The following is a 24,521-nucleotide window of genomic DNA, read 5'->3' as shown; positions in this document are numbered from 1 at the left end:
GGAAGCCAGAGGAGAAAGAACTGTATGCGTCGTGGACTTTGGATCGTTCTCGGAATTGTCGGCGTATTCGTCGTGATAGGGCTGCTCATTTATGGCAGCTTCGTAAGCGCCCAGAATCAGATGGTGAGGCTGGACGAATCGGTCAAAACAAGCTGGTCCGACGTGGACGTGCAGTTGCAGCGCCGCGCCGACCTCATCCCCAACCTGGTTGAAACAGTCAAAGGATTCACCAAGGAAGAAAGCACGGTCTTCGGCGACATCGCCAACGCCCGTGCCGGCCTTCTCAACGCGCACGATCCCAAGTCGAAGATCGCCGCCAATGGCACGCTCGATTCCGCCTTCGGCCGCCTGTTGGCCCTCACCGAAAACTACCCGCAACTGCGCTCCAACGAGCAGTTTCTGCGACTGCAAGATGAGCTTTCCGGCACCGAAAACCGCATCGGCGTGGCCCGCCGTCGCTACAACGACTCTCTGCGGGCCTACAACACCTACGTGCGCCAGTTTCCCAACAGCATCTGGGCCAACATGCTCGGCTTCCACATGAACGACGCGTACTTTGAGGCGAGCGCCGCGTCACGCAACGCGCCTGCCGTGAAGTTCTAGCCACAGCGCACACCAGAACGGAGAAAAGGGCTACGCCGACAGTTTCCCGTCGGCGTAGCCCTTTGAGTTTCTGAACAGGGTGGCGGCTACTTGAAGGAACTGATGGCGTGGGCTTCGTCGTCGTAGATATCGAAGACGGTATAGAGCTTGGTCACCTGCAACACGTCCTTGACCTTCTTGGTCAGATTCAGCAGCTTCACATCGGCATTCTGATTCTTGGCCGTGGTAAATGCGCTGACCAACTCGCCTAGGCCGGAGCTGTCGATGTAACTCACATCGCCCAGGCTCAAAAGAATGTGCTTTTCGCCCTTGCTGATCAGGTCGCGAATGGCATCGCGCAACTGCACACTACCTTCACCGAGCGTGATCCGCCCACTTAGGTCTAGAATGGTGACTCCGTCCAGCTGACGGGTTGAAATTGAGAGTGCCACAGAGATCCCTCCTTAGGGTATTCGGTTATTTCGTATCCAGATCCTGACTCGCTTCGTTGCTGCCGGCCGGTGTCAGATGCTTTACCAGCGTCAGCTCGGTTCCAGGGTGCAGTTGTCGAAAGTGTACCTCATCCAGGAAGGATCGGATAAGGAAGATGCCGCGGCCTGTTCCCCGCAGCAGATTTTCCGGCGCCAGCGGATCGGGAATCTTCTCCGGATCGAGTCCTTCGCCTTCGTCGGCGACGGTGATCACCAGCGACTTACCGGTGTTTTCAAGACCGACGGTGATTTGTTTATTAGGATCGTACCCGTTGCCATGCAGCACGGCATTGACGGCCGCCTCGCGCACCGCCATCACCACGCGAAAGCCTTCGTCCTCATCCATTCCGGCGGCCTGGGTAAGCTTCTCCGCGGCAGCCTCGACCTCGGCCACGCTGTCCATCGTTGATGCCAGCTTAAAGCTCAGCCGACCTGTCTGTGGTCCGGTCACAAGCAACTCTCCGCAGGAACGCTCCTAGTCCGGAGCGGGATTCTCTTGCGAAACAGCCCGATAAGGCTTGACGCAGTCCGCGCCGCTCAGAATCCTTCCTCGCAGTTTCGTTGCTAAGCCTCGCGCTGTCAAGCGAGGAACCCGCGCGGTGGAATCACGCAGGTGAGAGACGAATCAATCCGGAGCCTAACTCCCATGCCAACTCAATGGAACCTTTAATCAAGCGCCATCCGCATGAATACATCCGCCCGCGCATAGTGCATCTCCGGCAACTCTTCGGGCGGCACATGGCGAAAGCCGATCGACTCGTAAAGATGCACAGCGTTTTTCAACACCGAATTGCTGCCCAGAAAGAGCGACCTGGCTCCCAACTCACGCGCCTGTGCAATGGAGTGTTCGAGAATCCTGCGGCCAACCCCCTGGCCGCGCATCCGGGGCGCAACCGCCATTTTGGACAGCTCATAGACCCCATCGCCCATCGGAATCAGCGCCACGCAGCCGACAGCTTCTCCCTGCGAATAAGCCAGGAAGACCTTGCCGCCCTTGCGCAGGATCGTATTCTCCGGGTCGCCCAGCGTCTCGCGATCTTTCTTTTCCAGCACAAAATACCGCGAAATCCACTCTTCGTTCAGCACACGAAAGGCCGTTCCATCCTCGCCGATTTCGAGCGGTCGAATCTCGATTTCGCTCAAGTCGGATTCTCCACCATGCACTGTCTCTTCTTCGAAAACCTGCGCCACTTTTCACCTCCAATTCCAACTCTCATCCAAGTCTGGCTGAGCCGATGTAATATGTCCAATATATTGTTCAGTAAGATCAAGACTTGGAATATATGAATACCGACATCGAATTGCGTCATCTCCGTTACTTCGTCGCCGTCGCCGAAGAGCTTCATTTCGGCCGCGCCGCGCAGCGCCTGCACCTGGCGCAACCGCCGCTCTCGCAGCAGATCCGACGCCTCGAAGAGATCCTTGGCTATCCGCTCTTCGACCGAACCTCCCGCTCCGTCAGTCTCACCGCGGCCGGTGCGATTTTCCTGGAGCGCGCCCAGCGCACCCTGCGCAACGTGCAGCGCGACATCGAAGAAACCCGCAGCATCGGTCGTGGCGAAGTGGGCTCTCTGCACATTGGCTTCGTCGGCTCAGCCATGCTCACGATCCTGCCCGCCATCTTCCGCGAATATCGCGAAGCGTATCCGAGCGTGCGGCTTCATCTGCACGAGTCCTTCACCGCGAAGGTCATCGAAGGCATGCAAAACGGAACCCTCGACGCAGGTCTGTTGCGCGACAGCGATCCCGGCGACTTAACGGGAGGATTGATCGCGACGCCCATCTACTCCGAACCCTTCGTCGCGGTTCTTCCCGCGCGCCATCCAGCAGCGAGGCAGAAAAGCATCTCGCCCGCCACCTTACGCAACGAACCCTTTGTCTACTATCCCCGCAGCGCTGGTTCTCACGCATTTGAAAAACCACTGACGTTCTGTGAAGAGCATGGCTTCCGCCCGCAGATCGTGCAGGAAGCCTCAAACTGGCTCACCATCCTCCGGCTCATCGGCGCAGGCCTCGGAGTCTCCATCGCGCCCGCCTGTGTTCGCTTCATCGCCTCGCCGGACGTCGTATGCCTTCCGATCGGGGCTGGAAAGCGCGGAGCCAGGATAGTCAGCAACATAGAATTCGCATGTTTTGCCAGTGAGTCGCGGCCCATTGTCAATCGCTTCGCTCAAATCGTACAGGCCACTTCGAAATCGGCGATAGCCTCAGGTTGATCACTAACCAGTCGAGGGTAGTGTCTCAGTTTGAAGGGTACGGGCTTCAGCCCGTACATAAAATCAGCAATACCATTGGGGCTTTAGCCCCTGAGGGATAGATCTCGTCAGACTGAGACATCACCAAGTCGAGATCTGAGTTCGCCAGCCAAGGCTCGATCACGCTAAACTCAACCTGCCTGAACTTGAAAAAGCAATGCACCCTCGCACCACATCCCGCGTAAGCCTCACCGCCATGCTCGGCACACCTGTGACCGACGCCCAGGGTACCGTGCGCGGCAAACTCAAGGACATCGCCGTAGCCACCGGCGCAGAGGCTGGTCGCGTCGCAGGCCTTGTGCTCAAGACTCGCCAGGGCCTGCAAATTGTTCCCTCCAACCAGGTGATGGAAACCCCCGCAGGCACGCTGGAGCTTCGCTCGCCCTCGGCCTTGAACCCCCTGCGCGGCGACGAGAACTATCTCTTTCTTCAGCAGGACCTGATCGACCGCCAGATCATCGACATTCATGGCCGCAAGGTCGTCCGCGTCAACGATGTCGATCTCGAATGGCTGGGACACGGTTCGGTACACCTGCTGCGCGTCTCCGAGGTTGAAGTCGGCCTGCGCGGCGCAGTCCAGCGTGTCTTCAAAGGCCTGCTCCCGCGCCATACCCTCGAATCGCTGTCGCGCCGGTTCGCTGCCAAGGGCATCCCGTGGCAGTTCGTCGATGTGATCGAGGTCGACCCCGCCCGCCGCGTCAAGCTCAAGATAGACCACGACCATCTCGCCGAAATGCACCCCTCGGAACTGGCCGAGATTCTCGCCGATCTCGCTCCAGCCGAGCGCGAAGCCATCTTCACCACGCTCGACGAAGAAGTCGCCGCCGAGACCCTCGAAGAGGTCGATCCCAAGCTGCAAAAGTCGCTGCTCGAATCCCTCGACGAAGAACGCATCGCCGATATCGTCGAAGAGATGGACCCCGGAGCAGCCGCAGATCTGCTCGGCGAGCTCTCCGAGGAACGATCCGAAGCGATCCTCGAAGAGATGGAGCCCGAGGAGCGCCATGAAGTCGAAGAGCTGCTTGAGTTCCACGAGGACTCCGCAGCCGGCCGCATGACCACCGACTTCGTCTCCGTCGATGTCGAGGCCACCGTCGGCGATGCCGTGCAGGCGCTCCGCGAATACGACGGCGATATGGAGACAGTGACCGAGATCTACCTGCTCGACGCCAAGCGCGTCCTGCGCGGCTCCGTTCCGCTGGCCCGCATGGTTGTGGCTCAACCGGCCAGCCATCTTTCCGTCCTCGCCGAGCCCCGCGTCCGCTCCTGCCCCGCGGACATGCACCAATCCGACGTGGCGGAGATATTCGATAAGTACAACCTGCACTCACTGCCGGTAGTCGATGCCCAGGGACGCATGGTTGGCGTCGTTCATTCCGACCATGTAATCAGCTTTCTGCTCGAAAAACTCTAGACCTCCGGCATCGACCTTTGCTCATCCGCGACTGCATCCAAAGTCTCTCCTGTGCCCCAATTAGGGAATCGAATTTCACGAATTATATAGATACTCTCTAGGAAGCCATCTTTGGAGGCGGTCCAGAAAGTCGAAATACACGTATGAAGTTCGATAGAAAACAATGGGGTGGCGGATTGCCATTCCTCCTCAGGCTTTTGGAGGCAGTTCAGGTAGGTTTCGGAATCTTCCTCTTCTGTTCCATCTCCATCCTTGCAATCTCAGTCCTCGCGTGGCTGGTTTTCCTGGCAATGGACCCTCGGCACCAGCCGCTCAAAGCAGCGTTGGACGTAATGCGATTCAGCCGCATCCCATGGGGCGTAACAACCGGTCTTTCGATCTTTTTCGCCGCCGTGAACTGGCATTCGACCAAACCGGAAACAAATATCTCCGACATTTCCCTCTATCGCAGAGTCATAGCAATCGAGAAGCTTCTGGAACTCGAACACAAGCGCGAAATCTCATAACCGTAGGTCCTGACGCACACGATCAGCTGAGCAGATCGCGCAGGTCGCCGGTTTCGAGCACACGCCTGGCAGGCGCTTGCCGCGCGGCAAGCAGCATCGCCCGCCCCAACTCCTCAGTGGTCAATATGGATCTTGGGAAGAAGCGATGCAGTATCGGCAGAATCGGCATGAGCGTCGCATAAAAGACTCGATACATCCTAGTCTTCGATTGAATGCCATGCAGCGGCACGATAAATCCAGGGCGAAACATATACGCGGCGCGGAACGGCATACGCAATAAGGCATTCTCAGTTCGCCCCTTTACGCGCGCCCACATCATGCGGCCTTTCTCCGAACTATCCGTTCCCGATCCCGAAACATAAACGAAAGTCATCGCAGGATTCAGCCGGGACAACGTTAGAGCGATAGTCGTCGTCAGTTCAAAGGTCAACCTGGTATACGCCTGCTCTGTCATGCCGGTAGAAGCAACCCCAAGGCAAAAGAAGCAGGCATCGAATCCGCGCAGCTCGCCTTCGTAAGCCGAGATATCGAACAAGTCCGCCTGAATCACTTCGCGCAGTTTTGCATTCTGCACACCCGTCGATGCGCGCCCAACAGTCTGCACCAACTCCACGTCAGGCGCGAACAGGCATTCCCGCAGAACGCCCTGCCCGATCATCCCCGTCGCTCCAAAGATCAGCACTCGCATATTAGGACAGAGTACGCTTTCTACTCGCCCGGCAAAGGCACAGCGCCAGCTCCACCGACGCGATACACCCGCGGGACACGAACCTCAGGCGCGGGCAGTGCAGGGAACTGCGCGTGAGGCTCAGTCTGGTACCAGTACGCGGTTGAGTAGAAGTCGTCCGAGCGGTGATTGCCGTGCCCATGCTCGATCGTCACTCGAATCGACTTCTCGAAAGTGATCGGACTCTCGGTGTGCCAGCGGTACAGGCAATATCGTCCACCGAGCCGCTCGTCGCCCGTAATGTAAGGCGCGCCGTTGTGCTGATAGGCAAAGGGCTTGCTGCTGAAGTCCCACGCGCCGTTGTAGTAATCCTCGGTGCCCGTGCCGTTGATCGTCGGAAGCGGGTCGCCGTCGATGAAGATCATGTCGTCTCCCTCGCCGAACCAGCCATCCTGATTTTGCAGCACAGCCTGCGTCACTCCGACGAAATGTCCGCGTCCAGTGGCTTCGAGAAAGACATAATTGTCCTTCCCATCCAGGTTCTTCAGATCGTTGACCTTCCTGTCCCAGTTCACTTTCCAATCGTCCATCGCACTCGCGCACGGCGCGGCCTGCCGATACTGCGCATGAAACCGTCCCAGATCTCCCGGAAGCGACGGCAACGTCACATAATCCACCGCGAAATAGAGGCTGTCCGTTCGCACCGTGCCTTCATTGGCGACGGTCAGCTTTGCGCCATTGGCAAACGGCATCTGGAAGTAAGAATTGAGAGCCTTCACCGAAGCGACGGCCAGCATGGACGACTGGTAGACAAAATACTCGCCCAGCCCCAGACCGAAGAAGTCGCCGACCGGAACCTCAACCGAAGGCGAAGCCTCACCATCCCACCAGGCGCGCAGGACGAGATTCTTGAGGTGATACCGATCCTGCGAGTTGATCGTGAACCAGATATGCGTAATCACTCCGGCCCCGGCCACATCGAGGATCGTCGCAGCCGTTCCTGGTTCGACCGGCACGGCATCGTTGTTGCCCCCGGTGCGATCCCAGCTTGAGGAGCGTCGTGTCTTGTAGCTCCGCAGCCGTGCCTGCGCAAAAAGCTGCTCCGGCGCAATCTCACCCTCTTTCGCAGGTGGCGACATCGCCCCCGGTTCCGCAGCGGCAGCCGCAGCGGAGTTCAACCCCAGCACGGCAGCGCCGGAAGCAAGTAGTCCAAGCATCTTGCGGCGTCCAATTCCCGCAGATGCGCCCTCGTCCTTCAAAGCCGCACCGGTCGCGAGGAAGGCATCCTTCGTCGAGTTATTTGTCGTCATCGAGTCCTTTCTCTGAATTTGAAATATGCAGTACTCAAAAGATCTTTCGGAGCTACGGCGAGCCTGTCGGCCAGACTATCGATTCTTCCGGTCCATCCACTTGTCGACCAACGGCACCGTGTAGCTCTCCATCCGGTCCAGCAATCGCGCGGGTTCTGTGTCGGTTAACAACAGCTCGCGGTGAATATCCCGCAGAAATCCCTCCGCAACAGCCCGATCCGCCATCGCCAGCAACGGATCATAATACCCGTTCACATTCAGGATCGCGCTGGCCTTGCGCTGAATCCCGATCTGCGACCAAGTCAGCACCTCGCACAACTCGTCCCATGTCCCGTAGCCGCCCGGCAGCGCAAGGAAGGCGTCCGCGAGGTCAGCCATGAGGGCCTTGCGCTCATGCATGGTCTGAACCACGAGCAGCTCGGTCAACCCGTTATGCGCGACTTCCTTGTCTTTTAGCAACTGGGGAATGACGCCAGTGACCCGTCCGCCCGCCGCCAGGCAGGCATCCGCAACCGCGCCCATCAGGCCAACCTTGCCTCCGCCATAGACCAGTTCGATCCCGCGCCGGGCAAGCTCACGCCCAACCTCCCGCGCAGCGTCGCCATACATCTCCCCGGTTCCGGAGCTGGAACCGCAAAACACACAAATTCGTTTCACCATAACTTGTTCCTGAGAAAACTTGTTCTTGAGAAAACCAGATCAGCGAATGATCCTAACCGACTGGCTCGCACTTCCGAAACATGCCTTCGGATCAATCTGAAAACAAGACCTGAAAACAAAGAGGTGAAGCGGTGTTTGATGAGGCGCTCTGAGGTCCATTTTTTGCTAATTCGTCCGCCAGGTCTGATGCGTGTCCGGGGCATGTCCGGGGTGATATGTTCAGGAAGGATTACTACCTTAGCGGCATGGCCGGAATCGGGAAGAGTGACGATGTGGAAGCGCTGGCGAATCCGGATCATGCTGTTTCTGGCCGTCCTCGGTCCGGGATTCATCACCGCCAACGTCGATAACGACTCCGGCGGCATCCTCACCTATTCGCAGGCCGGGGCGCAGTACGGCTACACGCTGCTCTGGACGATGATCCCGATCACTCTCGCCCTGATCGTCGTACAGGAGATGTGCGCCCGCATGGGCGTTGTAACAGGCAAAGGCCTCAGCGACCTGATCCGCGAGGAATTCGGCCTGCGCGTCACCGTCGTCATGATGCTCCTATTGGTCATCGTCAATTACACCAATGTCATCACTGAATTCATCGGCATCGCCGGCAGCCTGCACCTCTTTCACGTCTCGCGCTTTGTTTCGGTGCCCATCTGCGCAGTCCTGGTCTGGTTCCTGGCCGTGCGCGGAGATTACAAGCAGGTCGAGAAGATCTTCCTCATCGCCTCAGTCGTCTACATCGCCTACATATTCGCAGGAGTGCTCTCGCAGCCCAGTTGGCACGACGCACTCCTGGCCACCGTCCAGATGCCGCGCCGTACCGCGTGGACCAGCGACTACATTTACATGGCCATCGGCGTGGTCGGCACGACAATCGCGCCATGGATGCAGTTCTACCTGCAATCCTCGATTGTGGAAAAGGGCATTCGCGTCAAGGACTACGCCGCCTCGCGCCTCGACGTGGTCGTTGGCAGCTTCTTCACCGATATCGTCGCATGGTTCATCGTTGTGGCCTGTGCCGCCACGCTCTTCGTCCACGGGATGGGAGCGATCCAAGTGCCATCGGACGCGGCCGACGCTATGCGCCCTCTGGCCGGCAACTACGCCTTCGTGCTCTTCGCCTTCGGCCTCTTCAATGCGTCGCTTTTTGCCGCCTCCATCCTCCCGCTTTCGACAGCCTACACAGTCTGCGAAGGCCTCGGCCTCGAATCCGGCGTGGACAAGAGCTTCAAGGAAGCGCCGTTCTTCTATTGGCTCTACACGCTGCTGATCGCTGGAGGAGCCATCGCCGTCCTCGCTTTGCCGGATTCGCAACTGGTCAGCATGGCCATCCTTTCGCAAGTCCTGAACGGAATCCTGCTGCCGGTGGTGATTGTGCTGATGCTGATCCTGATCAACCGCAAGGACCTGATGGGCGAGCACACGAATTCAAGGCTCTTCAATGTAATCGCCTGGGCCACGAGCCTGATTGTGATCGGATTGAACGTGGCGCTGATCTTTGCTCATCATTGAGGGCGCACCACTGAGACGCGGACCTTACAGCAGCTTCCCAGCCGCCAGATCCTTGATCAGCCCCCGGTCGGCGACCAGGAAGTCATAGTTGGGCAAGTCTTCGAGCTTCACCCAGCGCACCTCTTTGAAGATCCGGTTCTCAATCTCGCCGCGAAACTCGTAAACCGCGAAGAATTGCAGATCGACCGCCCCTCCATGCCGGTAATTATGGCGAATGTGCGTGACGCGACCACCGATGGTGGCTTCAATGCCCAGCTCTTCGTTCAGTTCGCGGGCCAGCGCTTGCTCAGGACCTTCCCCCGGCTCGATCTTGCCGCCAGGGAACTCCCATTGCAGCGCCATCGGCTGGTCGGGCCTGCGCTGGCAGATGAGCACTTCGTCGCCGCGAAGCATCAGCGCGGCCACCACCAGCCGCAACGCGTTGGGCCGGGCGCTCTGTGCTCCACTTGCGCCACTGACCGCTGTTTCTACCGGATCGTTCTGAGGAGGAGAATCCACTCCGGGCTCTGGCTGCTCTTCCGTCACAGAAACAGTGTAGCCGTTTCCGGGGCCAAGCTGAAAAATCCTCTTTCGCGCCCCTTTTGCTCCTGCGCCGGTTACTCGCCGGCAACAGCGGCGTGAACACCCTCCGCGGCAGCCGGCCGGAAATAACCCCAGCCATGCTTCGCCGCAGCCGCCAGCAACGCCGGAGAAGGATTGACAGGAAAAGCCTTACGGGCAATCTCCAGCATCGCCAGATCGTGAATCGAGTTGCCGAAGACCGCATCTGGCTGGTCCAGGCCCACTCGTCGCAGCGAGGTTGCCTTGCCCTCATCCGTGGGAACATCGATCAGGTCGGCTGTCAGCAGCGCGCTTTCAACTCTCACCTCGGCCGCCAGGACACGCTCCTCGGGAATGCCAAATTGCCGCACTCCCTCTGTGATGACCCATTTGTTGGTCGAGCTAACGGCCCAGAGCGTCACGCCGCGCGACCGCAAAACCTCAATCAAGCGCGCCATCTCAACGAAGACATGATGCTGCACATGGTTCTTTACGAACTCCGCGGCGGCAGCACGCATCTCCTGCTCGCGCAACCCGGCATACACCTGCGTCATCTCGCCGCAGATCTCCACTTCCGAAATCTTGCCCGCCAGGTAAGCCCGGTGGCGCGTATCGATCCAGTCGCTTGCCGTGCGCGAAACCAGCCCCTGCTCGATGGACCAGATCATGAAGCCGTATCCGGCGTCGCCGCCCCAGAGTGTCCCGTCGCAATCGAAAACCGCAACCTTAGGATTCAGTTCAACAACCAGCCGCTCCATTTCAGCGGCAGTCCAGCCTGGAATCTCAACTTGTGTAGGTGTCACGCTTGTTCAACCTCGTCCAACCTCGCCCTGAGCGCATCCGAAGTTGGCCCCGTCCCAATTCAACCAATCTCTAACGGATCTGCATTCAATCGGCATTTCTACCATTTTCGCCTAGAACAGCCCTTTTTGCCTATTCCCGCAACGTGAACGTTTGGCGAATAGGGGCGGTCGCTGTAGACGGACATCGCATCCTGCGGCTGCATTGTCAATACAAAGATAAGCCGCCGCGAAGAACACGAACCACTTCGCGGCGGCCTGCGGAGTAGCAGCTTACTTCTTGTACGAATTCAACTTATCGAGTGCCCGCTTCAACTGTTCCAGCTTCTGCCCGGCTTCGCCAAGCTTTCCTTCCGAGGTGAGTCGCTGATAGTCGGCGAAATCCCTGGAAGCCTCGGAAATGAGCCCGTTCAGATCGGCCACCGGTTGCGGCGCTCCAGCGACAGACTGCGCCGGAGCCGATGGCTGCGGCGCTTCCGTGGCGGTCAAAGAGGAGGCATTTCCGCCGAATAGCGAAGCCAGGGCCGCTTCGAAGGTCGTTCCGTAGGCGAGCTTGTCCTGCAACGCCAGCACGACAAGGCGTAGCTCCGGCATCGGGCTGCGCTCGGCCTGGAGGTAGATCGGCTCGGCATACAGCAGCGCCTTGCCGCAGGGAATGACGAGCAGGCTTCCGCGCCGGACGTGCGAACCTTGCTGGTTCCACAACGTCAACTGACCCGAAAGCTGCGCATTCTGATCGATGCGCGCTTCAATCTGAAGCGGACCATCCACCAGCTTCGTCTTGGGAAAGTCATAGACGACGGCGGTTCCGTAGTTGGCGCCGTCGCTCCGCCCCGCGATCCATCCGATCAGGTTGTTACGGTTGGCCGGAGTAAACGGCAGTATCTCAACGAACTCCTCGCCATCGTCGCCCGGCAGCTTCATCAGCACGAAATTCGGCTGCATCGCCATCGTTGTCTGCTCGCCGCTATCGCCGAGGCCGACTTCCGCGGCGACAGTCCACAGGTCCTCGCGGTTGTAGAAGACCTCGGGATTGGTCATGTGATAAAGACCGTAGACTTCCGCCTGCGTCTTCAGCAGAAGCTCCGGATATCTCACATGCTTGCCAAGTCCGGCTGGCATAGTCGATCTGTCCTTGAAGAGATCGGGAAATATCTGTCGATAAGTTGCCAGGATTGGATCCTGGTCATCGAAGACATAAAACGTAGTCGTCCCGTCGTATGCGTCGATCACCGCTTTCACGCTGTTGCGCAGGTAGTTGATCGATTGGTCGTCGACCCGGTAATGGCTGGAGTACGGATAGTTGTCAGAGGTAGTAAAGGCGTCAATCACCCACCTGAGCCTGCCATCGTTGCCCAGTACGATATAGGGGTCCTGCTCAAATGTCAGAAAGGGCGCAAGAGCCGATACGCGGTCGCGAATATTGCGCCGCATCAGCAGCCTGCTAGCTGAGTTCACGTCGTCGCTGAAGGGCAGTTTGCCGAGATCGTTGCGGTCAATGGCAATCAGAATCCGACGCAGGAAGCCACCCAGCACAATACCGCCCGTGCCCTCATACGAAGTGAGGCTGTTCGACTGCCCCTGCGGATAGTTGAACTCCTGCTGACGCGTCTTGACGTAGACATCGGTGTTGGTCATCTCGCCGAAATAGATCTCGGGCCGTTTCACATCAAGGCCCGACACCGTGCTCTGGACCGGCATGTTGCTCAACATCAGCGTCGGCAATCCTTCCGAGGTGAAGCCGTTCACCGGGTTCATGGTGATGCCGTAGCCGTGCGTGTAGATCAGCTTGTCGTTGATCCAGTTGCGGCTGCTCTCAGGCAGTTTGTCGACATTCAACTCCCGCGCGGCGAGCATCACTTCGCGCTTTTTGCCGTCGATTTCATAGCGATCGATATCGATGTCAGGGAAGTCGTAATAAGTGCGAATCTCCTGAATCTGGCGCAGAGTATCCTGCAAGGCATGCCAGTCCCACAGGCGGATGTTTTGCAAAGTAGCCTGATTGTTCGCGGGATCGGTAGCGCCTACCGTGGTTTCGGCCGGGAACTCGCGCTGCTGGAACTTATCCAGGCCAAATGCCTGCCGCGTCATCTCAATGTTGTTGGAGATATAAGGCTGTTCGCGAACCAACTCGTTCGGCTTCACGACAAAGTTACCCACATACCAGCCAACCACTGCAAACACCACATAGCAAACCGCGGCGGGCAGGATCGCGGCGACCAGCAAACGGCTGCGCGAGGCCTGGACCGCGCTAACTGCCGCTATGACCGCGCCGAGGACAAGCGCAATCGAGATCACCAGCATTCCGATGATCGAAACATGCGCGTCCGTGTAACTGACTCCCTGGAAGATTGTATGCGGATCGAATAACAGGTCGAAGCGGCCGACGTACTCGCGCAGAGCCGCAACCAGAAGCAGAAAAGCGACTGCAATCGAGAGTCCCCGCCACCGTGTCGCCGAGAGTCCATAACGCACGCGATGCCCGTCAAGCGCACCAAGGGCCGCGTTGGCTCCGCTGGTAATCAGCAGAAATAGGCCGGCGATGATGCAGGGAAGCACGGCAAGCATCAGCAGCCAGTTCAGCAGTATGTGCCACGCGGGCAGGGTGAAGAGATAAAAGTTGAGAGGCATGCCAAAGATAGGGTCGGCCACCTTGCCGCTGGCTTGTGGCGCATACCAGAAGAGCGCCAGCGCAGGCCACTCGGCCATCATCGCGGCTCCGCTGATTCCGGCAACGAGAAGCGAGACGCCGACGGCCAGAACGCGGATAACCGGCTCGACCGACAGCTTTACCGGCTGCCCGGCGATGATGATGGTGTGGCCGCTGGGCAAATCCGCATAATGCGCCCGCCGCAGCAGGCCAAATGTTCCGTAGAGAACAAGGAAAGTGACTACCGCGAAGGCAGCGAAGATTCCCCACTGCAAGCCCAGCGATTTCGCGAATACTCCGCCATATCCCAGCGACCGAAACCAGAGCGCCTCGACAAAATAGGAGAGCGCCGTCCGGCTCCCAAAGAGAATCACCGCGACAACGGCTACGAAAAAGATAACTTTGCGACGACTTTTTCGCGTCGGATAGGTGTCTTGCGGCCAATCAATTGTTTCCGGCAATCCTCAACCCCGCTTTATTCGCTCGTACCCATCAAAATTGCATAAGCCGCGCCTGTAAGTCGTTGCGGCCGGAAGCCTGGCTTCTGAAACCACGCCGTGCCGATGCCCGGCAAGCTCCCTCAACCAATGTAGTCCTCTTCCGCTAACCCTGCACGGACGCGGCGATAACACGTAGTCAATGTTTGCTCTGCATCGCTTCGCGCTTTATCAGGTGCAGAATATATTCCCCCGCGCCGTATCCCACCATGGGCAACGCGCCTGTAGGGTCGCCAATTTTTCCAGGAAACAGGCGGCAAGGCAAAGCAACATACATCTCAGGGATAATGTTGTGATCCGCAGCTGCCTTGCGAACGATGCGTTCGAGAATCGCAGCCGCTTCAGCATTCCTTCCCAGCCGCCAATACACCTCCGCAAGGCTGAAATCGACAAACAGAAATTCCTGCCTCTCATACCAATACTCGAAGATGGCCGGATCAGTGTATGTACTGCGCACACGCCTGTAGCCGCCTGAATCGACCTTCAGAAGCTCCATTCTTTGAACGGTATCGCGCACGACAGCCAGATCCGTGACAATTCCAAAATCGATAATTGCCAGCAGGGCGCCATCAATGTCGTTCTTCACCCCTTCCTCAAGGGTTCCTCGCAGCTTACCTTCCCGTATAAACGCGGCATTGAACCCCTTCTGCAACAGGGACACCTGATTCAGAATCTGGGTGCGCGTCGCATCATCCCCCGCCCGCTGTGCGACCTCCGCAAAATCGCGCAAGCCCACAATAGCGGCAGCCGTGGAAAACGCGAAGTGCTTCTTGTCTTTCTGGTGCTCCTCCCAGATCGAAGTGTCGGCATCGACAATCAAGCCATCGCCGTACTTCTGCAAGTTGGCAATCAGCGGCTTCATCACGAAATCCCTCGCGCTCTCGTAGAGCTTTCCGCGATAGGTGGCCGTGCGCAGCAGATCAGGATCGTCATATAACTTGAGATATTCCCCCAGCACCCACAACGCCTCGCCCCAATCATCGAACTCGATATTGGTATCGCCTTCCTGGGTAAAGAATGGCTCCTCCGAGCCGTCCCCAAAATAGCGGACAACCGAGATCTGATAATCGGCCCCTTGCGTCTGTTCCCGCATCTTTCCCGTTGGCTGAGCGTTGAAGTAAGCCAGCAGCGCAGCACGAGCCTCATCGCGATGCCCCATGCGTGCCAACGCAACAGCCGCATACGACATGTCGCGCACCCACGGCGTCACCCACGCGCCATCGGGCAGGCTGGCAACGATGAGGCCGAAGTTGTGCCGTCCGGGCTGGTTAGGCTCACGGCTCTGCGCAATCCGAAGCATCACCTCGCTTTGACGCCACAGATGCCGCTCTAGTTCACTGGCGAAGTGGACGGACGGCTTGACGCGCCATTCCTCAAGTTCTGCCATCTCCCGCTTTACCAGCGCCTGCGGCGCGAGTCCGGCGCGCCACCGGATGAAGTCCTGAGCAGCCTGTTCCAGTTCGTCATCGCCTTCCACCGAAACCAGTGCCCATGCCAAGCTTGAAGCGAGAACCTGCTGCGGTGAGACAGAATGCGCTCGCTCAGTACCCAGCGGAATGAGCAGCAATGACTCCGGCACATCGTCGAATTTCAGCAATTGCATCTCGACGCTCGACAGGCGCACAGCTTTTTGGGACCGGACGGGATGCCTCCATTCCACCTGCAAGCCACCCGGACGCGCATTTCCACCTCCCGGTTCCCAACTGAGAACGAGAGCCGCCCGGCGCAAGCCGAAGGGCATATACACAGTTCCTTCGCCATTCCCGCTGCGCACGCGGACAATGTGGGAATCTTCCTCGTAATCAGCCGACGCGCCGGGCAACGCGCTTTCGCCCCAGCCAATACTCTTGATGAAATTAGCGGTTTCCACTCCTTCACTGAGCGGATTACCGGGTTCAGGCCGGACAAAGCTGTACGGATGCGTGTAGAACCCTGTGATCGTGGCTGTTTCCGGCGACACCACCGCGAACCCGAATCCATTGCCGGTGACAAGGTGCGAAGCAACGGCGTCCGAGGATGCCAACAGGCTGGCGCAAGCGATAGCGAAGAGGATGCGGATAAAGCACATGGCCCGCTCAGTTTCGCCGTAATGGCTTGAATTCCGCAACTCACCCGGCGATTCCGGCCAATGGGCTTTCAAACGGATGGTTGGCCCGGCCCCGTAAAGCCAGTCAGCTTAAGAAGTTGCCTTAAAAGTCCTGAAAATGCCGCGGTAACGCCGAATCCGCCAAAACTTGCGTTGACTTTCTACCAGCCAATTCTTACAGTCTAGTAATTCAACGCAGCGCAGTCGATACAAAAGCCACCTTAGCCGATTTGCCGAAAAGGGGTTTTGACTATGAAACGCAAGATGGTTGCCATGAATTGTCCGAGATCGTCCGAAGCATCAGGCGATGCAAGATTTCCGAAATTTCTACTTTCCGGTGTCGTCTTTGTTCTCGCACTATTAATTGCTCCGGCCATTCATGCCCAGGCCACTGGAAGCTTCTCCGGCAATGTTCTCGACAAGTCCGGATCGGCCGTACCAGGGGCTACAGTCATCGTTACCGTTCAGGAAACGGGCCTGGCCCGAGACAGCAAGACGGACACTTCCGGGCACTACCTGATCCCTTTACTTCCCGCTGAAACCTACACCGTGCATGTGGATGCGCCTGGCTTCCGAAGCGCTGAATCCAGAGATTTAACCCTCCACAATGAGGAAGCTCGCGAACTCGACTTTTCACTCGACCCCGCCACCGTAAACACGACCGTGGAGGTTTCCGGTGACGCGGTCGCTGTCGAGACAGCCAATCCATCGCTCGGTCAGGTCATCACTTCCCAGGAAGTCTCGCAACTCCCCTTGAATGGCCGCGATTTTGTGCAACTCGCCACGCTCACCGCCGGCGCCACGGCAGAAACCAACCCCAACAGCTTTTTCACCTCCGGCAGCGACAGCGAGGTGGCCGCACGCGGTTCCTTCTCCCTGTCAGTCGGAGGCTCGCGCCCCAACAGCACGGACTGGCTGCTCGATGGCGTCGACAATAACGAACTGACTGCTGGCGGCATCGGCATCTTCTCCTCAATCGACGACATCCAGGAATTTAAGGTTCTGACCTATACCTACTCCGCCGAATACGGCACGCGAGCCGGGCCGACCGTGCTGGTCACCACAAAATCCGGGACCAACGATATTCACGGAACGCTCTTCGAATTTGTGCGCAATACAGATCTCGATGCCAAAAGTTACTTTGCCACCGCGCCGGAAAAATTCAACCTAAACCAGTTCGGCGGCGCGATCGGCGGACCGATTCGCAAGAACAAGACTTTTCTCTTCGTCGATGGCGAACAGAAATATCAGCTCCACGGGATTGCCTTTACGGGCCTGGTGCCTTCGATGGCCATGCGCACGGGCGACTTTTCCAACGACGCTTTCGGCAACCCTGTTTCGGGTCTGGGCATCGTGAATCCGAATATGATTGGCGCGTCAACCAGTGCGACGGTCTATCCCAATGTGTATTTCCAGTGCGACAGCGCGGGAAATCCGCTGGCTGCGAATCCCGATGGAAGTCAGGCTTCGGGCATTCCTTGCAACAAGATTCCATCCGGGCTGATCAGCAGCATCGGACAGGGGATGATGAACATTTATCCCGCGCCGAACGCCAACAACCCCAGCTCTGGCTACAACTACGTCAATGAGCCGGTGCGTGAACTGGATGAAACCAAGTTCGATGGCCGCCTGGACCACACGCTGTCCGGCAAGGACAATCTCTTTGGCCGGTTTAGCTACGACCAGGCGTATTCGTTTGTGCCTGGCGGTGCGCCGGGGCTTGCCGAGTCTAACGCCTTCGGCAGCAACGAGCGGATTAGAAACCATGCGCGCAATGCGGCTATCGGCGAGACGCATGTGTTCTCTCCCACGATGGTCAACCAGGCGAGCTTTGGCTACAACCGCATCTTCGACTACATCGATTCGCAAGACAATGGGACTTGCGCCTCTGCTAACCTCGGCATTCCCGGCGCCAATCTGGGATGCATCAACGGCACCTGCCCTCCCGGCGCATATAGCTGCGGCCTTGTCTCGACGGAATTTCAGGGAGGCGGCCCCGGCTTTTGGTCCCTCGGTGATCGCGGCTACTCTCCGTTCCAGGGTGGAACCAACATCTACTCTTTCAAGGACACGCTGAGCTGGGCTCTGCATAAGCATGACCTCAAGATGGGGCTAGACTTCCGCGGCAACCAGATGAACGTGGGCACCGAGGCCTTTCAGGATGGCTTCTGGATCGTCGGCGTTTTTGGCAACTTTACCGGCCTCAGCAGCGCCAACGTTCCGGGCAATACCGAGGCGGATTTCCTTCTCGGCATCCCCGGCCTTGCCATTCATGACCAGACCTACGACGGGCCGGTCACTGGGCGCCGCTGGAAGATCTATCGACCATTCATCGAGGACGATTGGCGCGTCACTTCATCGCTCACCCTCAACCTCGGCCTAGCCTGGGATTTGACGACTCCGACCACGGAGCAGCACAACCGCCTGGCTAACTATATTCCCGCAACCGGCCAGCTTCTCGTCGCCAATCAAAATGGCGTGAGTGCCTCAGCCGGCGTACAAATGGACAAGACCGCTCTCGAACCGCGTATCGGCGCCGCCTGGAAGGTCCTCGGCAGCGAGAAGACCGTCCTCCGCGCAGGTTACGCGCTCTATCACGACTCCGCCTGGAGTCAGGGCGCGCAGGGCCTTTGGCAAAACCCGCCCTTTCTCGGCGAGTCGGACGCTTTTCCCGCCACCTTCTCCACCGGCTGCGCCTTCTCCACTTCGTATTGCGCCACCGTCCTGGGAGGCACCCCCGAGAACATCAGCCTTTCCAACGGATTCGCGACCATTCCAACGCCGCCGACCGCCGCTGCGTTTACAGGCTCGTTCTATACCGAGCCCACCAATCTCAAGCTGGGCCGGGTGCAGCAATTCAACGTGAACATCGAGACCCAGTTGGCCGGCAATCTGGTCCTGACCGAAGGCTACGCCGGTTCCCGGGGCACACACATTCTCGTGGCCGGCAACAACCTCAACACCAGCGGTCCCAGTGGATGCGTCGCGGGCGGTTCCTACATGATCGGCTGCCTGCCTGGCGGTGCGCCGTACACAGCGCCCTATGCTGCTACCGACCCCGGGGGCAATGCCATTCTCCTCTTCGGCGATGTGGGCAAGACCAACTACGACTCGCTGCAGGTCAAACTGGAGACCAAGACGCCGCAGCACGGCCTCTATGCTCTGTTTGCGTACACGTGGTCTCATACGTTTGACAACGGGTTAACCGATGGCCTGGGTTCCGAGGTGAGCGCTCCCTTTTTCCCACTTCCCAACTGGCAACACCTGGATTGGTCCTTATCGCAAATCAATCTTGCCAACAGCTTCACAGGCAGCGTGATCTATGACTTGCCCTTTGGCCGCGGAAAGCAGTTTGGCAACAATTGGAATGGCTTGACCAACGCCATGCTTGGCGGTTTCCAATTGACGCTGATCGAACGAGCATCTTCGGGCTTTCCCGTTCCATTGATCGATTCCAACAACCAGTCCGGCGTCACCTTCAATACCGGCGGCAATGACAACAATTGGAACCGGCCTGACATGGTCGCAGGTTGCGATCCTCACGTCGCGAACCACAGCAAGCTGCAATGGATCAACGCGTCCTGCTTTGTGGCGCCCCCGGCCGGCCAGTTGGGAGATGCGGCGCGGGTCCCGGTTGTCGGGCCCGATTTCGTCAACACGGACTTCTCCGTTGTCAAACAGTTCGCGCTACCTCGCAGAGAGATGGGCTTGAACTTCCGCGCCGAGTTCTTCAACCTTTTCAATCACACACAGTTTGGTTCGCCGGTGAACGATTTAAAAGCTCCGGGATTCGGTGCTGTCAATTCCACCGTGAATAATCCTCGCCTTATCCAACTCGCCCTGAAACTGTCGTTCTGAAATTGGGCAATGTCGGTTCGAGTCAGGAGCGTTGGAGTCAGGAGCGGCCCAGCTCCTGACTCTAACGGACAGCCCTAATTCCCCATTGTTAATAAAGTTGATTCCGTATTGAGTGTGGTTCTCGAATCGGTCGTCGGTTCTCCGCTTGAGCATTCCGAAGCACATAATCGAACTAGAGCATTTTAGGAAAAGGCCTAGACCACAGAACAGATGGTCGCGTCGCCTTCTATCAAAGAAACGTCACTCCTTGCTGCACTCTCTGAACCACACTATTTCCGAACATGCTCCAGGAGCCCGAAGTCTCTGCGGATGGACACTGCGCGCAATCTCGGCCTGCTTCAGGAGTACAGGACCTACCTGCGCGTCGAAAAGGGCCTGCGCCCGCTCACCTGTGAGGCCTACGACAGCGACCTCAAGACCTTCGCCGAGTTCCTCGAAAGCCGCCACGGCGTTCTGCTGACAGCCGCGCAGCAGGACGTAGCCGCATTTCTGGAGCATCTGCGAACGCACAACATCGACTCTCGCTCGGCCGCGCGCAAACTCAGTTGCATTCGCGGCTTCTATAAGTGGCTCCTGCTCGACCGCCGCATCGATCACGACCCGACCGTGAATATCGAGTCTCCGAAAGCATGGAAGGTGCTGCCCAAATCGCTCGCCGAGTCGGAAGTGAACGCAATGCTGGAAAGCGCCGAACTGTCCGCCAGGCAATCCGTGAGCCGCCCCCTGGCCCATGCCATGGCGCTGCGCGATCGCGCGATTCTGGAGTTGCTATACGCCGGCGGTCTGCGCGTCTCCGAGGTCACAACCCTCTCCACCAGCGATCTGGCGCTCGATTCCGGGCGTGTTCTGGTGCGCGGCAAAGGCGACAAGGAACGCATTGTCCCGCTGGGAGCGGCAGCCCTCGAAGCGCTGAGTCTTTATCTCAAAGAGGGTCGTCCGCATCTGGCCCGCGTCCGCGCCAAAGCCCATTCGGCCGATGGCGCAAAGCTCTTTCTCTCCCTGCGCGGAATGCCGCTAACCCGCCAATCCGTCTGGATACTCGTCAAATCCCGCAACAGCGGCGCAAGCCCGCACACGCTGCGCCATAGTTGCGCCACGCACATGGTTGAACACGGCGCCGACCTGCGTTCAGTGCAACTCCTGCTCGGTCACGCCGACATCTCCACCACGCAGGTCTACACCCATCTTGCGCTGGGCAGGCTCAAGGCCGTGCATCGCCAGCATCATCCGCGAGCCATACGTCGCGCAACCGCCGAATCAGAAGAGAACGCGGCTCACGATCAGATCCTTGAGGAGAAGCCGCAATGAGCGTACTTCCCGATCCAGTGGAGGAAGAATTCGGTTCTCCGAAGGACACGGGCTTCAGCCCGCTCATAGAAGCCACAGAGCCTGCCGGGGCTTTAGCCCCTGAGGGACATCCCTCGCCACTCGGTCAACTGGTAACCGCCTATCTCGCTGTCCTCGCCAACGAACGCGCTAGCTCGCCTCACACGTTGCGGGCCTACGGGCGCGAACTGCACAGTTTCGTCGCCTACATCCTCAAAGCGCAAGGCCCAGAAACCCGCCCTTCGGCGATCGAACACACCCGCATCCGAGCCTACCTCGGATCGTTGTATCAACGTGGCCTTTCCAAGGCTTCCGCAGCCCGTGCACTCGCCGCCGTGCGGAGCTGGTTTCGCTGGCTGGCGCGCTTCGGCCATGTCGATCAGAATGTCGCGTCGCTCGTAGCGACCCCCAAGCTGCCGAAGCACCTGCCACGCGTGCCGTCTATCGAACAGATGAATCGCGTCGTCGATTCCATCGGCGATAAAGAGGACGCTGCGGCAAGCTGGCCCGCGCGCGACGCCGTCATCTTCGAATTGCTCTACGGCTGCGGCATCCGCAACGCTGAACTCACAGGCCTCAACCTCGCCGACATCCACTGGGCCAACGAGGCGATCCTCGTTCGCGGTAAAGGCCAGAAGCAACGCTACGTCCCACTCGGCGACGCGGCCGCGCAGGCCGTGCGAACCTATCTCGCCGAACGCCAGGCGCGTTTGTCAGCAGCGCAGCGCAACACCGAGGCATTGCTGCTCAATCTGCATCTGCGCGGCAACGGCCGGCTTTCCACGCGCTCCGTAGCGCGCATTGTCAAGCGCATCGCCATTCAGCGTGGCCTCTCGTCCGATGTGCATCCGCACACGCTTCGCCACGCCTTCGGAACGCATTTGCTCGAAGAAGGCGCCGACCTGCGCAGCATTCAAGAGTTGCTGGGCCACGAGCGATTAAGCACCACCCAGCGTTACACGCAGCTCACAGCCGCGCAGTTGACCGTCGTGTACGACAAGACCCATCCCCGCGCCAAGTAGTCTCGGGCAGCGTCAACCCTCGCTCGTCGGGTTGATGATCGTGCGCACTTCCAGCAACGCATCGGCTGGAAAGCCACCCTGGCGGGCGTGTTCCCGAATCATTTCGGCATTCGGCGCAATGTAGATGCAGGTAATCTTGTCGTCCGTAACATACGATTGCACCCATTGAATCTCCGGTCCCATTCCACGAAGAACACAGTACGACTACTGCGAGATTCCCTGCAGTGGCTCGGAGGTGAGTTTCCCCGCGCCTGGGATATTTCTTCCGATCAAAAACTTCGGCATTCCCTTACCTCAATCCAGAGTCGGATGGACCATTCTACCCACACCAGCTCTGAGGCAAACAGGGCGTACATTCTAAGTTCTCAAGAATTTGCATCATGCTGACCAAATGCGGCGCTCCTACCTGCCGTTTCGTATCCTGAGCTGTTGATAGAGTGCCCATTTTTCGAGAATGACTTTGAGCCGAGTTGCCTGTTCCGGTGGCATAGGTGCTCGCCTTATCTTGCGCAGAATGTCTTTGTACATATAGCCCGAACGAAAGAAGTACGGACGGCATTCCAAGAAGCAAAGAGCAGCTTCTACAGCGTCCACATCACCCGAGGATATGGTGTCCAGCCATCCTTCAGCGCCGGAAGTTACCGGCCAGGCTAACTTGGTGTAGCGAGAGTGAAAGTCATCGCACGCCTTCTCCCAATCCTGCCATTTTTCGGAACTCTCTTTCCGAAGTGCATATGTAGCGTGGATTCGCGAGTGAAGGCGTGTGATCTCCGCCGCATTGTCAAGCATTATCTTCTTGAGTTCGTCCGAAGTCATCTCCGTTCGGCCTCCGAATGCAAGACCGCTGTGGAATCATCGCACAAATATCGAATCTAAGTCTTAACCTTGTTTTACTTGCGAGCCATACCGCCGCCGAATCCACTCATACAGCGGCAGGCCCAGCAAAATCAGCCCCGTTCCAATCAGTGACCCGCGCAGGTTCCCCGCAAAGCTCGAATAAAGCACCACCGCGGCGCTGAGAACAAAGACCGCAGGCAGCACCGGATAGCCCCACACCCGGTAAGGCCGAGCCATCTCCGGATGCTTGTGCCGATAGACAAACACGGTAGTTGCCGTGAGCATATAAAACAGCCACTCGGCGAAGACCGCCAGCTCGAAAAGCTGCTGAAATCGTCCCAGTGCAAGCAGCAGAACGGTCGAAAGCAATCCCTGCACCACCAGCGAATAAGCCGGGCTCTTGAAGCGCGGATGGACTTCGCCAAACCGTGGAAAAAACAAGCGGTCCCGCGCCGCCGCAAAGGGAATCCGAGCGCCGGACATAATCGTTCCATTCAGCGTGACGAAGATGCTCAAAGCCATCCCCGCCGCGACAAGAGCCGCACCGGCCGGACCGGCCACAACCGAGAGCGCGGTCACAGCAGGACGCGGAGAACCGGCAATCTGCGCCGCCGGCAGAATGTACTGGATCGCCGCATTCGTCGCCATGAAGAGCACACCCACAACAAAGAGGCCGCCGATCAGCGCGAACGGCAGATTCTTCTCCGGATGCTTCACCTCACCTGCAACCATCGTCAGATCGTTCCATCCGTCATATGCCCACAGCGTGGCAATCAGCGCGATCATGAATCCAGTCAGTCCACCCGGCGCAGGATGCACCGAAGTGCCGAAATTGCCCCACGACCCAAGCGACGAACCGAAGCAGAACCCAACGACAACCAGAATCAGCACGGCCTTCAGCACGGTGAAGACAACCTGAAAATCCCCGGCCTTTTTGATGCCGAGATAATTCAGCCCTGTAATCAGCCAGGTCACGGCGATGGCAAAGATCTGCGACCACATCACCGGCAGCGGCCCGCCCACGGCCACCGTATCCAGCCAGTGAAAGACCGCAAAGATCCCCAGCGTTCGCGCCAGCCCGCTGGTTACCGAAGCAATCGAAGCAGGCTTGGCCACCGCGAACCACGTCCACATATAGAGAAAGCCGGTCCGATCGCCGTATGCTCCGCGCAGGTAGACGTATTCGCCGCCGGCATAGGGCATCATCGATCCGAGTTCGGCATACGTCATCGCCCCGAACAGCGACAGCAAACCGCCAACAATCCACGCCAGGTAGACGAGCCCGGAAGAACCAACCGCCGCCATCATCTCCGTTGGCACAAGAAAGATGCCGCTGCCGATGATGGTTCCGACAACGATCGCCATGGCGTGGCTTCCGCCCAGGACGCGAGGCAACTCATGCGGGTTCGTGGCTGGTACTTTGGCGGGCAACGAAGTAGACGGAGGTGCAGACAGACTCATGGATGAAAAGAAGTTAACACGCCGCTCCGGCTTATCGGGCGGAAAACCGG

Annotated in this window: 20 protein-coding genes and 1 pseudogene; 8 read left to right on the top strand and 13 right to left on the bottom strand. The window is 58.4% G+C overall.

Annotated features, from left to right (window positions below; translation table 11 throughout):
* Positions 1-24: 24 nt before the first annotated feature.
* Positions 25-603, top strand: a complete 579-nt coding sequence (locus OHL23_RS13990) for a LemA family protein (protein WP_263352525.1) — start codon at positions 25-27, stop codon at positions 601-603.
* An 86-nt stretch (positions 604-689) separates the two neighbouring features.
* Here the strand turns inward: OHL23_RS13990 and OHL23_RS13985 are convergent, their stop codons facing one another.
* From OHL23_RS13985 to OHL23_RS13975, 3 genes are all read right to left on the bottom strand, one after another.
* Positions 690-1,034, bottom strand: coding sequence for an STAS domain-containing protein (locus OHL23_RS13985; protein ID WP_263352524.1), 345 nt, complete (start codon positions 1,032-1,034; stop codon positions 690-692).
* A 25-nt stretch (positions 1,035-1,059) separates the two neighbouring features.
* Positions 1,060-1,476 carry an ATP-binding protein gene (locus tag OHL23_RS13980; protein ID WP_263352523.1) on the bottom strand — a complete coding sequence of 139 codons (417 nt, stop codon included), beginning with the start codon at positions 1,474-1,476 and terminating at the stop codon, positions 1,060-1,062.
* A 263-nt stretch (positions 1,477-1,739) separates the two neighbouring features.
* Positions 1,740-2,264, bottom strand: a complete 525-nt coding sequence (locus OHL23_RS13975) for a GNAT family N-acetyltransferase (RefSeq protein WP_263352522.1) — start codon at positions 2,262-2,264, stop codon at positions 1,740-1,742.
* Positions 2,265-2,356: 92 nt separating this feature from the next.
* Here OHL23_RS13975 and OHL23_RS13970 point away from each other — a divergent pair, with 92 nt between their 5' ends.
* The 3 genes from OHL23_RS13970 to OHL23_RS13960 all read left to right on the top strand — a co-directional run bounded on the left by OHL23_RS13970 (position 2,357) and on the right by OHL23_RS13960 (position 5,248).
* Positions 2,357-3,289 (top strand): LysR substrate-binding domain-containing protein, encoded by a 933-nt coding sequence (locus OHL23_RS13970; protein WP_263352521.1) that lies wholly within the window; start codon positions 2,357-2,359, stop codon positions 3,287-3,289.
* A gap of 196 nt (positions 3,290-3,485) precedes the next feature.
* Positions 3,486-4,742, top strand: a complete 1,257-nt coding sequence (locus OHL23_RS13965; protein ID WP_263352520.1) for a magnesium transporter MgtE N-terminal domain-containing protein — start codon at positions 3,486-3,488, stop codon at positions 4,740-4,742.
* 143 nt (positions 4,743-4,885) lie between these two features.
* Entirely contained in the window at positions 4,886-5,248 is a 363-nt protein-coding gene (locus tag OHL23_RS13960; RefSeq protein WP_263352519.1) for a hypothetical protein, read from the top strand.
* Positions 5,249-5,270: 22 nt separating this feature from the next.
* Here OHL23_RS13960 and OHL23_RS13955 read toward each other — a convergent pair whose 3' ends face one another.
* The 3 genes from OHL23_RS13955 to OHL23_RS13945 all read right to left on the bottom strand — a co-directional run bounded on the left by OHL23_RS13955 (position 5,271) and on the right by OHL23_RS13945 (position 7,885).
* Complete coding sequence (locus OHL23_RS13955; protein ID WP_263352518.1) at positions 5,271-5,936, bottom strand: NAD-dependent epimerase/dehydratase family protein; 666 nt, start codon at positions 5,934-5,936, stop codon at positions 5,271-5,273.
* 20 nt (positions 5,937-5,956) lie between these two features.
* Positions 5,957-7,225 (bottom strand): glycoside hydrolase family 172 protein, encoded by a 1,269-nt coding sequence (locus OHL23_RS13950; RefSeq protein ID WP_263352517.1) that lies wholly within the window; start codon positions 7,223-7,225, stop codon positions 5,957-5,959.
* A 75-nt stretch (positions 7,226-7,300) separates the two neighbouring features.
* Positions 7,301-7,885, bottom strand: a complete 585-nt coding sequence (locus OHL23_RS13945) for an LOG family protein (protein WP_263352516.1) — start codon at positions 7,883-7,885, stop codon at positions 7,301-7,303.
* Positions 7,886-8,155: 270 nt separating this feature from the next.
* On the opposite strand from OHL23_RS13945, the gene OHL23_RS13940 reads away from it, so the two are divergent.
* Positions 8,156-9,394: an Nramp family divalent metal transporter gene (locus tag OHL23_RS13940; protein ID WP_263352515.1), complete on the top strand. Its 1,239-nt coding sequence runs from the start codon at positions 8,156-8,158 to the stop codon at positions 9,392-9,394.
* A gap of 24 nt (positions 9,395-9,418) precedes the next feature.
* On the opposite strand, the gene OHL23_RS13935 is transcribed toward OHL23_RS13940, so the two are convergent.
* The 4 genes from OHL23_RS13935 to OHL23_RS13920 form a co-directional block, all read right to left on the bottom strand.
* Entirely contained in the window at positions 9,419-9,892 is a 474-nt protein-coding gene (locus tag OHL23_RS13935; protein WP_263352514.1) for a (deoxy)nucleoside triphosphate pyrophosphohydrolase, read from the bottom strand.
* Positions 9,893-9,990: 98 nt separating this feature from the next.
* Positions 9,991-10,737 carry an HAD family hydrolase gene (locus tag OHL23_RS13930; protein ID WP_263352513.1) on the bottom strand — a complete coding sequence of 249 codons (747 nt, stop codon included), beginning with the start codon at positions 10,735-10,737 and terminating at the stop codon, positions 9,991-9,993.
* Between the two features lie 270 nt (positions 10,738-11,007).
* On the bottom strand, positions 11,008-13,845 hold the full coding sequence (locus tag OHL23_RS13925; protein WP_263352512.1) for a UPF0182 family membrane protein: 2,838 nt from the start codon (positions 13,843-13,845) through the stop codon (positions 11,008-11,010).
* 175 nt (positions 13,846-14,020) lie between these two features.
* Positions 14,021-15,949, bottom strand: coding sequence for a glycoside hydrolase family 15 protein (locus OHL23_RS13920; protein ID WP_263352511.1), 1,929 nt, complete (start codon positions 15,947-15,949; stop codon positions 14,021-14,023).
* Between the two features lie 291 nt (positions 15,950-16,240).
* Here OHL23_RS13920 and OHL23_RS13915 point away from each other — a divergent pair, with 291 nt between their 5' ends.
* The 3 genes from OHL23_RS13915 to OHL23_RS13905 all read left to right on the top strand — a co-directional run bounded on the left by OHL23_RS13915 (position 16,241) and on the right by OHL23_RS13905 (position 22,173).
* Positions 16,241-19,825, top strand: coding sequence for a TonB-dependent receptor (locus OHL23_RS13915; RefSeq protein ID WP_263352510.1), 3,585 nt, complete (start codon positions 16,241-16,243; stop codon positions 19,823-19,825).
* A 309-nt stretch (positions 19,826-20,134) separates the two neighbouring features.
* Entirely contained in the window at positions 20,135-21,133 is a 999-nt protein-coding gene (locus tag OHL23_RS13910; protein ID WP_263352509.1) for a site-specific tyrosine recombinase, read from the top strand.
* On the top strand, positions 21,130-22,173 hold the full coding sequence (locus tag OHL23_RS13905; protein ID WP_263352508.1) for a tyrosine recombinase XerC: 1,044 nt from the start codon (positions 21,130-21,132) through the stop codon (positions 22,171-22,173). The genes OHL23_RS13910 and OHL23_RS13905 overlap by 4 nt, the downstream gene beginning before the upstream one ends.
* Before the next feature lie 12 nt (positions 22,174-22,185).
* Here the strand turns inward: OHL23_RS13905 and OHL23_RS13900 are convergent.
* The 3 genes and pseudogenes from OHL23_RS13900 to OHL23_RS13890 form a co-directional block, all read right to left on the bottom strand.
* Positions 22,186-22,359, bottom strand: a pseudogene (locus OHL23_RS13900) (DUF4242 domain-containing protein); the annotation flags it as partial.
* Between the two features lie 216 nt (positions 22,360-22,575).
* Entirely contained in the window at positions 22,576-22,989 is a 414-nt protein-coding gene (locus OHL23_RS13895; protein WP_263352506.1) for a hypothetical protein, read from the bottom strand.
* Between the two features lie 63 nt (positions 22,990-23,052).
* Positions 23,053-24,471: an APC family permease gene (locus OHL23_RS13890; RefSeq protein WP_396127360.1), complete on the bottom strand. Its 1,419-nt coding sequence runs from the start codon at positions 24,469-24,471 to the stop codon at positions 23,053-23,055.
* Positions 24,472-24,521: the final 50 nt, after the last annotated feature.

Source organism: Acidicapsa acidisoli (genome assembly GCF_025685625.1).
In the GTDB taxonomy this organism is placed as follows: Bacteria; Acidobacteriota; Terriglobia; order Terriglobales; family Acidobacteriaceae; genus Acidicapsa; species Acidicapsa acidisoli.
Note: the sequence above shows the minus strand (reverse complement) of the source record. Positions and strands in the feature narration are given on the sequence as shown.

Excerpts from the sequence above, each read along its gene's own strand:
- OHL23_RS13950 (WP_263352517.1), bottom strand. The coding sequence starts at position 7,225 with ATGACGACAAATAACTCGACGAAGGATGCCTTCCTCGCGACCGGTGCG.
- OHL23_RS13965 (WP_263352520.1), top strand. The coding sequence starts at position 3,486 with ATGCACCCTCGCACCACATCCCGCGTAAGCCTCACCGCCATGCTCGGC.
- OHL23_RS13945 (WP_263352516.1), bottom strand. The coding sequence starts at position 7,885 with ATGGTGAAACGAATTTGTGTGTTTTGCGGTTCCAGCTCCGGAACCGGG.
- OHL23_RS13955 (WP_263352518.1), bottom strand. The coding sequence starts at position 5,936 with ATGCGAGTGCTGATCTTTGGAGCGACGGGGATGATCGGGCAGGGCGTT.
- OHL23_RS13915 (WP_263352510.1), top strand. The coding sequence starts at position 16,241 with ATGAATTGTCCGAGATCGTCCGAAGCATCAGGCGATGCAAGATTTCCG.
- OHL23_RS13970 (WP_263352521.1), top strand. The coding sequence starts at position 2,357 with ATGAATACCGACATCGAATTGCGTCATCTCCGTTACTTCGTCGCCGTC.
- OHL23_RS13895 (WP_263352506.1), bottom strand. The coding sequence starts at position 22,989 with ATGACTTCGGACGAACTCAAGAAGATAATGCTTGACAATGCGGCGGAG.
- OHL23_RS13905 (WP_263352508.1), top strand. The coding sequence starts at position 21,130 with ATGAGCGTACTTCCCGATCCAGTGGAGGAAGAATTCGGTTCTCCGAAG.
- OHL23_RS13980 (WP_263352523.1), bottom strand. The coding sequence starts at position 1,476 with ATGGACAGCGTGGCCGAGGTCGAGGCTGCCGCGGAGAAGCTTACCCAG.
- OHL23_RS13890 (WP_396127360.1), bottom strand. The coding sequence starts at position 24,471 with ATGAGTCTGTCTGCACCTCCGTCTACTTCGTTGCCCGCCAAAGTACCA.
- OHL23_RS13940 (WP_263352515.1), top strand. The coding sequence starts at position 8,156 with ATGTGGAAGCGCTGGCGAATCCGGATCATGCTGTTTCTGGCCGTCCTC.
- OHL23_RS13910 (WP_263352509.1), top strand. The coding sequence starts at position 20,135 with ATGGACACTGCGCGCAATCTCGGCCTGCTTCAGGAGTACAGGACCTAC.
- OHL23_RS13960 (WP_263352519.1), top strand. The coding sequence starts at position 4,886 with ATGAAGTTCGATAGAAAACAATGGGGTGGCGGATTGCCATTCCTCCTC.
- OHL23_RS13920 (WP_263352511.1), bottom strand. The coding sequence starts at position 15,949 with ATGTGCTTTATCCGCATCCTCTTCGCTATCGCTTGCGCCAGCCTGTTG.
- OHL23_RS13990 (WP_263352525.1), top strand. The coding sequence starts at position 25 with ATGCGTCGTGGACTTTGGATCGTTCTCGGAATTGTCGGCGTATTCGTC.